The organism is Nonomuraea sp. NPDC046570 (assembly GCF_040645915.1).
Classification (GTDB): Bacteria; Actinomycetota; Actinomycetes; order Streptosporangiales; family Streptosporangiaceae; genus Nonomuraea.
This window is the reverse complement of record NZ_JBEYZF010000005.1, coordinates 110,562-123,264: the sequence shown is the minus strand read 5'-3', so window position 1 is coordinate 123,264 and position 12,703 is coordinate 110,562. Positions and strand designations below refer to the sequence as shown.

Below are 12,703 nucleotides of genomic sequence, written 5' to 3'. Positions count from 1 at the left end.
TCATCCTTTGCGGGTGCTCAGCCGGTGGTAGTCCGACATTCGAAAGAACTTCGTGCGCAGCCAGTACTCGACGGTCGTCGCCGGCCAGAGAGTGTCGATGCGGCCGTCCGCTGACTGGTACCAGCTGGTGCAGCCGCCGGAGGCCCATACCGTCCGCCGCATGCGCTTCTGGGTGTACGCGTAGCCGCGCCTTTGCACTCTGCGGTCCAGGTCGATGGCGCCGGCGCCGGCCCTCCGCATGCGGCGGACCGCCGACGCGATGTACCTGGCCTGCGCCTCGATCATGAAGACGACCGAGTTGTGTCCGAGCCCCGTACTCGGCCCGTTGAGGAAGTAGAGGTTCGGGAATCCCGACGTGGCGATGCCGAGCTTGGTGGCGGCCCCCTTTCTCCAGGCGTCCAGCAGTTCGACGCCGCCGCGGCCGAACACCTTCATCGGGGCCAGGAAGCTGGTCGGGGTGAATCCGGTCGCGAAGATGATGGTGTCGACCTCGTGCTCGGCGCCGTCGGCGGTCACCACCGATCGCGGCCGGATCTCCGAGATCCCCTCCGTGACGAGGTGCACGTTGTCGCGCTGGAGCGTCGGGTACCAGTCGTCGGACACGAGTCGCCGCTTGCAGCCGGGGTCGTAGTCAGGGGTGACCTCCGCCCGCAGCTTCGGATCCGGTATCTGCTCATTCAGGTACTCGAGCGCGGACGCGCGATACCGCTCGATCAGCCGGCGGTTCCCGAGGAAGGCGTAGGCGAGGGACTCGAACTGCCAGTAGGTCTTCCACCTCCGGAGTCGTTGCCGCATGGGGCTTCTGGCGAACAGCGCGCGCGTCGACGCGGGCAGCGGAGCGTCGCCTCGCGGCATGATCCAGTGTGGTGTCCGCTGGAAGACGTGCAGCGCCTCCGGGTGGGGAGCGATCTCCGGAACGAACTGGATGGCGCTGGCGCCGGAGCCGATCACGGCGACGCGCCTGCCGGCGAGGTCGTGATCGTGCCTCCACTCCGCCGAATGGAATCTCGTGCCCTCGAAGGACTCCAGGCCGGCCAGCGGGGGAACGAACGGCCGGCTGAGCCCGCCCGAGCCGTTGACGACCACGGCGACGTCGACGGATTCGCCGGAGGTGAGCTGCAGGTCCCACCTGAGGGTGCGCTCGTCGAGGCGCATCTCGGCGACCTCGGTTCCGAACCGGATGTGCCGCATGATGTCGAACCGCTCGGCGACGGACCGCAGATAGGTGTGCAACTCCGACCACGGCGGGAAGACGCGGGTCCAGTTCGGATTCGGCGCGAAGGAGAAGGAGTACAGAACGCTGGGGACGTCGCAGGCCGCGCCCGGATAGGTGTTGTCGCGCCAGGTGCCGCCGAGGTCGTCCGCGCGCTCGAACAGGGTGAAGTCGTGGATGCCCTTCTTCTTCAGCGCGATCGCCATGCACAGGCCGGAGAACCCTGTCCCGATGATCGCGATGTGGCCGCTGTTGTCACTGGTTGCCATGGTGCGCCTTCGGTCAGAGCCGGATCCACGTCGTCTTCGTCGACGTGAACTTGTCGAGTGCGTGGATGCTCTTGTCCACGCTGTGGCCGGACAGCTTGCGACCACCGAAGGGAACCGAAAGGTCTCCCTCCTCGTAGCAGTTCACCCAGACCAGTCCCGCGTCGATCTCCCGGGAGAGGCGGTGCGCGCGGGAGAGGTTCGAGGTCCACAGCCCGGCCCCGAGTCCGAACGAGGAATCGTTCGCCAACCGGATCGCGTCGTCGGCGTCGGTGAAGCTCGTGACCGAGAGGACCGGCCCGAACACCTCCTTCCGGAACAGGTCGTGCTCCGGCCGTACATTCGTGCACACGATCGGATCCAGATACGCGCCGTCACCGGCCGGCGCGTCCAAGGACCCCAGGGCCAAGGTCGCCCCCTGGGCGACAGCGGACCTGGCGTGCGCCAGGATGTCGGCGCGGTGCCGCGTGCTCGCGACCGGGCCGATCCCGGTGGACGGGTCGAACGGGTCGCCGACCGCGGTGTTCTTGATCTCGGCGATCACTTCGGCGACGAACGGCTCGGCGATGCTCTCCTCGACCAGGAGCCGGGAGCCCGCCGTGCACATCTGCCCGGCGTTGAAGGTGATCGCCCAGGCCACTGTCCGCGCGGCTTCGGCGAGATCCGGCGCGTCGGCGAACACCAGTTGCGGGCTCTTGCCGCCGAGTTCGAGGTGGACCGCTTTCGCGTTCGACTCCCCGGCGTAGATGAGCAGCCGTTTGCCGACCTCCGGAGATCCGGTGAAGGTGAGGCAGTCGACGTCCATGTGCCGGGCCAGGGCCGCTCCGGTGCTGCCACCCGCCCCGGTCACGACCTGGAGCACCCCGTCGGGCAGTCCGGCCGCGGAACCCAGCTCGGCCAGCCAGAGGAGAGACAGCGGCGACTGGGTCGCCGGCTTGACCACGATGCTGTTCCCGGCGAGCAGGGCCGGCGCGATCTTCCAGCCGCTCAGTGTCAGCGGGAAGTTGTACGGCGTGATGGCGGCGACGACTCCGACGGGTTCACGGGTGACCAGTGCGACGGCGTCGGGCAGCCCTCGTGGGGCTTCGTCGAGCAGCTTGTCGGCGAGCTCGCCGTACCAGCGGAACGTCGCCTCGGTGGCGCGCAGTTCGATGTCCCGCGCCTGGACCACCGGCTTCCCCATCTCCAGGGTGATCAGCGCGGCGAGTTCGTCGCGGTGCTCCTGGATCAGGTCCGCCCAGCGTCGCAGCACCGCTCCCCTGTCCCGGGCGCTGATTCCGGACCACCGCCCGTCCCGGAAGGCCGCACGCGCTCCGGCGACGGCCCGGTCGACGTCCTCGGGAGTGGCCAGGGGCACGCTCGCGACGGCCGTCCCCGTGTGCGGTGACACGACGTCCTGTCTGGCGCGGTCGGCGGCGTCGAACCACGCCCCGTCCAGCCACATCGTGGACGGCACGATGAGCGCTGACGCGAACCGTGCCCACTCGTCTCGGGTGTTCATCTGGCCTCCGTTTCTCTGATCTCGGGTGAGGGGTGGCCCGCGGGACCACCCGCGTGGACGGCTGGAACGCGTCCTCGCCAGGGGTCCGCCTCTTCGAGCTGGGCGGCCACCGCCAGCAGCACGTCTTCCTGTCCCGGTGCCGCCGCGAGCTGGACCCCGATGGGCAGTCCCTCAGACATTCCGGTGGGTATCGAGATCGCCGGCTGGCCGGTCGCGTTGTAGACGGCCGTGAACGGCGAGTATCCGGACAGCGTGTCGACCCAGCCACGGGCGTCGATGCCGGGCCGGTTGGCATCGAGCTCACCGATCGGCCAGGCCGTGGACCGCGTCGTCGGGGTCAGGATCAGATCGAACCGGTCGAGGAAGCCGGCCATGGATCGGGTGAGCTCGTTCTGGTAGCCGCGCGCTCGGGACACGTCCTCCCAGCGCAGTGCCAGGCCGTGGCGTACCATCGCCGCGGTCGCGGTCTCCACGAGCGCGAGTGCCTTCTCCACGTCCCGTCCGCCGGTCAGCGCCTGGATGGTGTCGGCGATCGAGGCGGACCAGAACGTCAGGTTGAGCTCGCGGAAGCGTTCGTCGTCGACCACCGGAGCCGCCCGTTCCACCTGGTCGCCGAAGTCCTCCAGCAGCCCGGCGACGCGGAGGACCTCGGCCGCGACGGCCGGATCGGCGCCGCCGCCCGGCGAGTCCGTGGACACGGCCACGCGCAGGCGCCGCGGTCGGAGCCCGACCGCGGCGGCGAACTCGCCCGGAGCCCGGCGCCGGACGTGGTAGCGGTCGCCCGGGGCGCTTCCGTGCACCAGATCCAGCAGTGCCGCGGCGTCCCTGACGCTTCGGGTGACGGCGAACTCGGCCGTGAGGCCGAACAGCGGTTCGTCCGAGTCAGGTCCGGGAGGCACCAGGCCGCGCGTGGGTTTGAGCCCGACGACACCGCAGAGCGCGGCGGGCGTACGGATCGACCCTCCCGCGTCGTTCGCGTGAGCCCAGGGCAGGGCACCCGCGGCGACGAGGGCCGCCGAACCGCCACTCGACCCCCCGGCCACACGCTCGGGATTCCAGGGGTTGCGGGTCGGACCGTTCGCCACCGGCTCGGTCGTCGCACTGAACCCGAACTCCGGCGTGCTCGTACGGCAGGCCACGGCGAGCCCGGCCGCCCGCCAGCGCACCATCAGATCCGAGTCGCGTCGGGCGACGAACCCGGCCGTCAACGCGCTGCCGTTCTCGTTCCGCACCCCCGCCGCCGTACACATCAGGTCCTTGAGGGCGAAGGGAACACCGCTGAACGGACCCGCCTCGGAGTAGGCCGGGGGCTCGTCGAACACCTCCCCGACGACGGCGCCGAGCACCGGATCCACCTGCGCGATCGCGGCGCGCGCCGCCTCGAACACCTCACCGCGGGTGACCTCGCGCCGATCGAGCAGGTCTTTCAGCCCGGTGGCGTCCATGCGGGCGTATTCACGCAACTCCATCGAGCGCCTCCTTGCGCGTCGAGGCCACCCGGACGAGCCAGGAGAAGATCGGGTCGTGTGCACGCCATTCCGGATGCCACTGCACACCGACCACCGGTGCGCCGCCCAGTTCGACGGCCTCCACGACGCCGTCAGGCGCCCATCCGGTGGCGGTCAGTCCCGTGCCGAGACGGTCGACGGCCTGATGGTGCAGCGAGTTCACGGGTGCCCGGTCTCCGTAGATCCCGTGCACGGTCGATCCGGTGAGGAAGCGGACGCCATGGGTCTCGTCGGAGACCTCCTTTCCCGGCGACCGGTGGTCGATCTCGCCGGTGCGGAGGTCGGGAACCAGCGTGCCCCCGAGCGCCACATTGAGAATCTGCAGTCCGCGGCAGACTCCGAGCAGCGGCGTCCCCAGTTCGATGGCGCACCTGATCAACTCGATCTCGTGGCGGTCTCGGCGGGGGTCGCTCTCGGCATCGACGGGCGGGGCGTCGATGCCCAAGGTGGCGGGGTGGACGTCCTGGCCACCGGAGACGACGAGAGCGTCGAGCCGCTCGACGAGGTCCGGGCCGATCGCCTCATAGGGAAGCTGCACCGGGATGGCGCCCTGCTCGGCCAGCCGCGTCGCGAAATCTGCGTAGTGCATGTCGAACTCGCGGGACCGGTACCTGGCCTCGACGTCGAGTCGTCCGGCGCTCGCACGCCGACCGGTCACCCCGATCAGCGGCCGCCGCGCCCGCTCAGCCGAATTCCACGACGACACGGTTCACCCCTCCCGCGCGAAGGGCGGCCAGACCTGCGTCGATGTCGTCGAAGCCGACCCGCCGCGAGATCATGCCGTCGAGTTCGAGGCGCCCCTGCACGTACAGCTCGGCGAGACGGGGGATGTCGGTGGGGAACTGGTTGGATCCCAGGAGCGAGCCCTGCAGCTTCTTCTCGTGGAAGAACAGCTCCGACGCGGTGATGCGCAGTGGTTGATCGTCGGGCACCATTCCCAGCACGGTCGCGACGCCACCCGGTGCGAGCATGGCGAACGCCTGCTCGACGGTGGCGGGCCTGCCGATGGCCTCGAACGCGTAGTCGACACCGCCCGATGACAGGCGCCGTACGGCGTCCACGGCGTCCTCGGCCGTGGCGTTCACGGTGGCGGTCGCGCCGAGCAGGCGCGCCTGCGCCAGGCTGTGCTCGTCGACGTCGACCGCGATGATCCTGGCGGCGCCGGCCAGGCGGGCGCCTTGCACGACGGACAACCCCACTCCGCCGCACCCGATCACGGCCACTGACGCCCCGGGCTCGACGCGAGCGCTGCGCCAGACGGCCCCGACGCCCGTGATCATGGCGCAGCCCAGCAGGCTGGCACGATCCAGGGGGAGGTCTCGATCGATGGGGACCACGCTGTTCTCGTGCACCAGCATCTGCTCGGCGAACCCGCCGATCCCGCCCATCCTTCCCACCGCGGCACCATGCCGGTTCAGCAGCGCCGGGCGTGGGCGGGTGCGGAGCCTGGAATGGTTGACGCACAGCGTGAGCCGTCCGTCGACGCAGTATCGGCATCGCCCGCAGAAGGCCGTCATGCAGGTGACCACATGGTCGCCCGGGGCCGTGGCGGTGACCTCGGAGCCCACCGCCTCGACGACGCCGGCCGCCTCGTGCCCGAGCACTTCGGGCAAGGCCGTGCTCCAGTGCGCGTCGATGTAGTGCAGGTCGCTCTGGCACAGGCCGACCGCGGCCGTGCGGACGAGGACTTCCCGAGGACCGGGTGCGTCCATGTCGAGCTCTTCGAACTCGAGCTGTCCGGGCGCGGTGTTGAGTACTGCGGCCCTCATCGGTGTGCTTCCTTCCTCTGGCGTCAGATGTGTTCGAAGTAGCGCTCGAGTTCCCAGTCCGAGACACCGGCCTCGGGGTCTCCCCCGGTGGTGTGGAACTGGAGCCACTCCCAGCGGCGGGTGCCGATCCAGTAGCTCACCAGCTCCGGCCCGAGGACCTGCGTGAGCTCGGAGTCCGCGGCCAGTTCCGCGATGGCCTGCGACAAGGTGGCGGGCAGCCGCGGGGCGCCCTCGGGAAGCCCCCAGGCCATGACGGTGCACTCAGGGCCGGGATCGACGCGCTCCCGCAGCCCGACGAGGCCACCGGCGAGGAACGAGGCCATCGACAGGTAGATGTTGACGTCGGCGGACGGCACCCGGTACTCGACGCGGGTCAGTTTCGGGGTACCGCAGACCGCTCGCACCGCGGTGCTCTTGTTGTCCACTCCCCAGGTCGCCGTCGTCGGCGGCCCGTCGAACTCGGCGATCCGCCGGTAGGAGTTGACCGTCGGGTACTGGAAGGAGCTCGCCGCGGGCAAGGTCCGGAGCACGCCGCCGATGAAATGCCGCATCGTCTCGGACGGCCGCCGGGGCGACGCCGGGTCGAAGAAGACGTTCTCGCCGTCACGCTGGAGGGAGAGGTTGATGTGGGCACCCTGACCGAACTGGTCCGGCGACCAGCGGGCCATGAACGTGATCGTGCGGCCGTGTTCGTAGGCGACCTCACGCATCAGCTGCTTGGTCCGGACGTACAGGTCAGCGGCGGTGAGGATGTCGGTCGGGGGAAGGTTGACCTCGATCTGGCCGTGCGCCGACTCGTCGGCCCAGCCTTCCCACGGAATGCCGGCCTCGTCCATCCGTACGGCCATCGCGTCCAGCAGCGTGGTGAAGTCCCTGGAACGGCTCAGGAGGTAGATCGCCCCGTGTGCGCCGCCGAGGGGATGAAGATCCTTGAATCCCTGCGCCCGGGCCTGGTCGATCGACTCCTCGAACACCGTCGCCTCGATCTCGACGGCGGCCTTGCCGGTGTAGCCCAGCTGGGTGAGCTGCCCAACCACCCGCTTGAGCGCGGATCGCGAGCAGACGGGAAGCGGAGCCCCCGTCTGGTCGACGAGGTCGCACAGCACCGACGCGAGACCGGGCAGTGACGAATCCGGCGCCATCGTGCCAAGGTCGGGCCGCAGGATCACGTCGCGCATCTCGCCGCGCCAATCGCCGAAATCGAATCCGAGCTGGGTGACGTTGCCCAGGTCCACGGCGAGGGCGATATCGGCGAATCCCCACCCGGATTCCGCTCCGGACAGGAACTTCTTCGGCGACAGGTGCTTTCCGACGAGTACGCCGTCCAGTGTCACCGTCTGGGCGCGGACCACCCGGGTGGAAGCGGCGTCGATCCAGTCGGCGACGGTGGTGGAGTCAGACATCGTAAACCGCCTTCATCGACGCCCCGGTCACCACGGACAGTTGACGGTGCGTCCCTTTGATGGAGAACTTTCCGGCACGGAGGCTGGGGATGAGCCAGTCGAATCCCGACATCAGCCGCCGCAGGTCGATGTCGCCGCCGTGGATCTCGTACGGCTCCTCCTGCGGGCCGAGCCGTACCACCTCACCGGTGTCGACGGCGACCAGGACGAGACCTGGCATCCCGGGCATCGGGGAGGACAGCGCCCAGAAATCCTCGGCGGCGGCGGCGAGCGCGGGCGGATCCGGGTGCAGCAGGGCTGACACGGCCTCGACGGCGGGGGCTTCGCCGTTCGCGGACGAAACCGTCAGCGAGAGCGGGTCGATGTCGAGCGTCGCGGCAGGCGCGCCCGAGCCGAGCGTCTCGACGTGCACGCCGTCGGATGTGCGGGTGATCGTCGCGCGCTGAGCGTCGGAGACGGAGCGGAGCGCGATCGGGCCAGGTAGACGCTGGAGGGCCTGCCTCCCGCTGTCGGTGCGCACCGCCACGCGCACACGGGTCGCGACAGCTCGGACGATCGGCGGCGCATCAGGCTCGACGGCCACGACAGGACCAGGACATGGAGGTTCGTGGTTGCCGTCCGGGATGGGCGGATGAAGATCCACCACTTCTCGGGTATGGGTCATGAGGCCTTTCCTCCAGTCTTCTGCTGCGGCCGCGGGGCGAGGTCGACTCTGCGGATGAGGACGATTCGCCGGCACCTGGCCGAGGTGTGATCCATGCGTCGAGCTGCCGAAAGAGGATGGCAGTCATATGATTAAGTCGCTTGACTGACATTAGGTTGGGCGTCGGAGTTCCGTCAAGAGGTGACGGGCAACAGGTGCGGCGCCGCTCGGTGGGCCGTGAGCCAGACGCGCCCGCGTGGGGCCGACGCCGGCATCCGCGTGGATAGGCTTGCTCCGGCGCTCGATCGGCACGACAGACAGGGCGAGGAGTGGACGAACGGTGGCGACATGGCTTATCTGACGGCGGCCGAACGGCATGCGCGTATCGTCGAGGCGGCTACGCGTGTCATCGCCCGTGACGGGCTCGCCGCCGCGACCACCCGGCGGATCGCCACCGAAGCCGGGGTGAATCTGGCGGCCCTGCACTACAGCTTCAGCGGCAAGGACGAGATCTACGCGGCGGTCGACGAGTCCCTTCGCGCCCTCATCATCGGCTCGCCCCCCGAACCGGCGACAGCTCGTACGTGCCAGGAGGTCGTCCACTCACTGATCAGCCGCTTTCAAAACCTGCTGCGAACCGATCGGCAGATCGCGATCGCGCAGTACGAGCTGCTGCTGTGGGCGCTGCGCACCTCGCACAAGGTGGAACTCGCGGCCAAGAGCTATCAGGCGTTCATCAGCATGTTCGCCCGAGAGCTTGAAGGGGCAGTCGACATCGGGGACAGGGACGCCGCCCTGCTGGCGCGCTACGCGGTGGGCACGATAGACGGCATCTACATGCAGAACCTCGCCGCGGGGACGGACGGCGTGAGCGAGTCCGAACTCGACGCGATCTCCCGCGCGATCCTCGACATCGCCGACGCCGTCAAGCCGCGCCAGTAGACCGCCGAGCCCGGCGGCCATCGACCGCGATTTCGTCGACCGCCCAGCCGGGTTCGGCGAGATCGCGGATCCTGAGGTCATTGACGGAGGCGCCGCCCGGGGTTAATGTCAGCCAACCGATTCAGTCGCTCGACTGACACCACTCGATGCCGCCGCGAACATCACAGGCAACGAGCCCCGCATCCACCTCTCGGTCGCGCTCGCCGACGCCGCGCCACGGATCGTGGCGTACCCGGTACCCGGCTCGATCACCTGAGCGCCCCCGCCGTCCGACTTCCCGTACCGCCCGCGCTGTGGCGTGCGCCGTCGTCCTCAGGCGGTTTTCAGCCGCGCAGATCAAGGACCCCCCACATGACCTCTGCGACATCTTCCGCCGAACCGGAAATCGACGGCCTGGAATCAGGCCGCCTCACCCGGTTCCAGCTCACGTCCCTGTCGATCTCTTCCATGATTCCCGCCGTCGGGATGGCCTCGTTCCCCATGCTGTTGGTGATCAATGCGGGCGCCGGCAGCTGGCTCGCCGCGCTGATCTCGGCGCTCACGATCGTCTGCGTCGGACGCGCGGTCATCGCCTTCGCCAGGAGGTACGTCGCGTCCGGCTCCCTCTACTCCTATGTCGGCGAGGTGTTCGGCGCCTGGGCGCGATCCCTCACGGCCGCGTCGTTGCTCCTGGGCTACCTGGCCATGGTCGCGAGCATCCTGCTCGTCATCGGCGCGTACACCGGCAGCTTCCTGTTGTCGATCGGCGTCGACAGCGGCCTCGACCCTGCCATGCAGATCGCGCTCTACGCGGGCGCGTCGATCGTCACGGCGCTGATCACCTACCGCGGTCTCGACGCGTCGGTTCGGATCGCCGTCGCTCTCACCGTCGTATGCCTGCCTCTCCTGCTGGTCGTCACCGGGGCGAGCGCCGCCCACACGGGCCTCCACCTGCAGGAGCAACTCACACTCGACGGTTCGTCCGTGAGCGGAATCGTGGCGGGCATCGCGTCGGGATCCGCCTTCCTGGTCGGTTTCGAGGGAAGCGCGGCCTTGGCGGCGGAGACCCGCGACCCGAAACGCAGCGTCCCGGTCGCCGTGATGAGCGTGCCGGTGATCCTCGGCGCGCTCTACCTGATCGCGACGATCCTGCAGGCGCCGGGCATCATCCTGGTGTCGGACGCGATGGCGGCAGGGGCGTCGCCACCCGCGGCGCTCGCGCACGCGGCGGGCCTGCCGGACGGCGTCGGCCGCGCGACCGATCTGGTGGTGGCGGTGTCGACGTTCGCGGCGCTCATCGGGTTCGTGAACTACGGCTCACGTTTCGCGGCGACACTCTCGGCGGAAGGACTGCTTCCGCGGAGACTCGCCCGCGTGCATCCGCGATTCCACAGCCCGGCGTACGCGCTCCTGCTCACGATCGCGTGCGGTCTGGGAGGCATCGTGACCCTCGTGCTCGCGTCGTCGGGCCCGATGCAGACGATCTACAGCGCGATCTCGACGCTGGTCGTCTACTTCTGGGTCATCCCCTACACACTGATCTGCGTCGGCGCGGCGGTCCTCCTGTTCCAGGAGGGCAAGCTCACCGCCGGGACCGTCGTGTGCCTCCTCATCGGCACCGGATCGGTCGTGTGGGTATACATCAGCGGAATCCTCTTCCCGCCACCGTCGCCGGCCGACGCGATGTCCTATGTCGCGGTGTCGGCGACAGCCGTGCTGGCCGTCTCGTTCGCCTGGGTGGCCCGCAGACGGCGGCGCGCCGCGACGGCCGGGCGCGAGGGCGGCGAGGCCGACGCGCGGGCTTCGACCGGCCGGCCGTGAGCGCCCGATCATCGGCGTCGAGGTTCGACACCCGGTGGGCGCACGCGGCCGACCTCGTGCGTCACGTCTTCTGCGATCGGTGACGCGAGATCATTCGGTCGAGAAAGATGGTCAACATGGCGGCTACGGCCAGGCCGGCACCGATCCATGTGACGGAGGTGATGCCGGCGCCGGCGTTGAGGGCGGCGCCGGCGAGCGCGGGGACAAGGCTGATGCCGAGTTGAAACGCGGAGACGGTGGTCGCCCCGGCGAGCGTCGGCGCCTCGGCCGCGATGGTGAACACCCGCCCGTAGATGGCCGGGTTCAGAACGAATCCAGCGATCCCGAGGAGCAGGACGAGAGGGACGACGGCCAGCGCGTGCCGGGCGAGGACCGCGAGCAGCACAGAGCTGACCAGTATCCCGACTGCCCCGATCAGGAGCGCGTGATAGGGGCGTCTGTCGCCGATCCTGCCTCCGATGGACAGACCGACGAAGGCGCCGACGCCGAACAGCGTGAGAATCGCGGGAACCCAGACCCCGGGGATGCCGGTGACGTCGGTCAAGAAGGCCGCGAGGTAGTTGAACGAGATCATGTAGGCGGCGGTGCTCAGGAGGGTGACGGCGTAGACGACCCACAGCTGTGGTTGTCTCATGGCGCGAAGCTCACGCCGTACAGCGGGTTTCTTGTCCGCGCTCGTCGACGGCAGCACGAGGAGCGTCAAGATCGCGCCTGCGACAGTGAGGGCGACCACGATCCAGAATCCGCCCCGCCATCCGGTGAAGTAGCTGAGCAGCGCGCCGGCCGGGCCACCGGCGATCATCGCGAGGCTGAGCCCGCTGACCACGACCCCGGAGGCGCGTGCGTTGCGATCGGGCGTGACGAGGCCGATCGCGGTGACCGCCGCGACAGCCCAGTAGCCCGCGTAGGCGAGCCCGCAGAGGAAGCGGGTGGCCAGCAGAACCGCATAGCTGTCAGTGAGCAGGCCGATCGTCACGCAGACAGCGAAGATGACCTGGGTGGCCACCAGTGTGGTCCGTCGCGGCCAGCGCAGGGTCATGATGGCCAAGGGGGGCCCGCCGATGACCACGCCGATGGCGAACGCCGAGATCAGCGCACCGGCGGAGGACAGCGTGATCTGGAGGTCGTCCGCGATCGCCGGCAGGACCCCGGCGAGCAGGAACTCGGCGCTGCCCATCGCGAACAGGCTCAACGCGAGCAGGTAGACACCAAGCGGCAGCCTCCCACGAGAGGCCGCCGCCTGCTGTTGTACGGTTTCGGCTCTCACCGAGTGTCAGCCCCGCCCCGCAGCCGAGGAGCCAAGGTAGGCGGCGAGCTTCTGCTCCAGGATGTGCTTGGGCGCCGCGCCGACCCATGAGCCCGCGGGCCGGCCCTCCGCGTAGACGACGAAGGCGGGGACGGCGGTGATGCCGTGCCGGGCCGCGAGCTCCGGCTCCTCGTCCAGGTCGACCTTGACGACGTCCAGGTCACCGGACCTCTCGGCGGCCAACTGCTCCACGATGGGGCTGACCATCCGGCACGGATGGCACCAGGTGGCCCAGAACTGGATCAGGACGGGCCGCTTCGCCTGGAGGACGCGCTCGTCGAAGGTCTGCTCGGTGACGCTGTCCACCGAGCCCGGGGTAGGCGCTTGCATGTACGGATCTCCTTGTTCGAGT

The 12,703-nt window shown here is 69.4% G+C and carries 11 protein-coding genes; 2 read left to right on the top strand and 9 right to left on the bottom strand.

Annotated features, from left to right (window positions below; translation table 11 throughout):
• Genes ABZ911_RS10715 through ABZ911_RS10685 form a run of 7 tightly spaced genes read right to left on the bottom strand, consistent with a single transcriptional unit; the run spans nt 1 to nt 8,243 of the window.
• Nucleotides 1-1,482, bottom strand: a complete 1,482-nt coding sequence (locus ABZ911_RS10715) for an NAD(P)/FAD-dependent oxidoreductase (RefSeq protein ID WP_358054228.1) — start codon at nt 1,480-1,482, stop codon at nt 1-3.
• Between the two features lie 13 nt (nt 1,483-1,495).
• The gene (locus ABZ911_RS10710) at nt 1,496-2,980 is read right to left on the bottom strand and encodes an aldehyde dehydrogenase family protein (RefSeq protein WP_358054226.1); all 1,485 of its coding nucleotides are present in this window, start codon (nt 2,978-2,980) and stop codon (nt 1,496-1,498) included.
• Nucleotides 2,977-4,449, bottom strand: a complete 1,473-nt coding sequence (locus tag ABZ911_RS10705; protein ID WP_358054224.1) for an amidase family protein — start codon at nt 4,447-4,449, stop codon at nt 2,977-2,979. The genes ABZ911_RS10710 and ABZ911_RS10705 overlap by 4 nt, the downstream gene beginning before the upstream one ends.
• Nucleotides 4,436-5,194 carry a gamma-glutamyl-gamma-aminobutyrate hydrolase family protein gene (locus ABZ911_RS10700; protein WP_358054222.1) on the bottom strand — a complete coding sequence of 253 codons (759 nt, stop codon included), beginning with the start codon at nt 5,192-5,194 and terminating at the stop codon, nt 4,436-4,438. The genes ABZ911_RS10705 and ABZ911_RS10700 overlap by 14 nt, the downstream gene beginning before the upstream one ends.
• On the bottom strand, nt 5,172-6,257 hold the full coding sequence (locus ABZ911_RS10695; RefSeq protein WP_358054220.1) for a Zn-dependent alcohol dehydrogenase: 1,086 nt from the start codon (nt 6,255-6,257) through the stop codon (nt 5,172-5,174). The genes ABZ911_RS10700 and ABZ911_RS10695 overlap by 23 nt, the downstream gene beginning before the upstream one ends.
• Nucleotides 6,258-6,280: 23 nt before the next feature.
• Nucleotides 6,281-7,660 (bottom strand): glutamine synthetase family protein, encoded by a 1,380-nt coding sequence (locus tag ABZ911_RS10690; RefSeq protein ID WP_358054219.1) that lies wholly within the window; start codon nt 7,658-7,660, stop codon nt 6,281-6,283.
• Nucleotides 7,653-8,243 carry a hypothetical protein gene (locus ABZ911_RS10685; RefSeq protein WP_358054217.1) on the bottom strand — a complete coding sequence of 197 codons (591 nt, stop codon included), beginning with the start codon at nt 8,241-8,243 and terminating at the stop codon, nt 7,653-7,655. Before ABZ911_RS10685 ends, ABZ911_RS10690 begins: the two co-directional genes overlap by 8 nt.
• A gap of 297 nt (nt 8,244-8,540) precedes the next feature.
• Here ABZ911_RS10685 and ABZ911_RS10680 point away from each other — a divergent pair, with 297 nt between their 5' ends.
• Both ABZ911_RS10680 and ABZ911_RS10675 read left to right on the top strand, forming a co-directional pair.
• Nucleotides 8,541-9,245, top strand: coding sequence for a TetR family transcriptional regulator (locus ABZ911_RS10680; RefSeq protein WP_358054215.1), 705 nt, complete (start codon nt 8,541-8,543; stop codon nt 9,243-9,245).
• 351 nt (nt 9,246-9,596) lie between these two features.
• Nucleotides 9,597-11,045 carry an APC family permease gene (locus tag ABZ911_RS10675; RefSeq protein ID WP_358054213.1) on the top strand — a complete coding sequence of 483 codons (1,449 nt, stop codon included), beginning with the start codon at nt 9,597-9,599 and terminating at the stop codon, nt 11,043-11,045.
• 61 nt (nt 11,046-11,106) lie between these two features.
• On the opposite strand, the gene ABZ911_RS10670 is transcribed toward ABZ911_RS10675, so the two are convergent.
• Nucleotides 11,107-12,312, bottom strand: a complete 1,206-nt coding sequence (locus ABZ911_RS10670; RefSeq protein ID WP_358054211.1) for a Cmx/CmrA family chloramphenicol efflux MFS transporter — start codon at nt 12,310-12,312, stop codon at nt 11,107-11,109.
• 6 nt (nt 12,313-12,318) lie between these two features.
• Nucleotides 12,319-12,681, bottom strand: a complete 363-nt coding sequence (gene trxA, locus ABZ911_RS10665) for a thioredoxin (protein ID WP_358054209.1) — start codon at nt 12,679-12,681, stop codon at nt 12,319-12,321.
• Between the last annotated feature and the right edge of the window lie 22 nt (nt 12,682-12,703).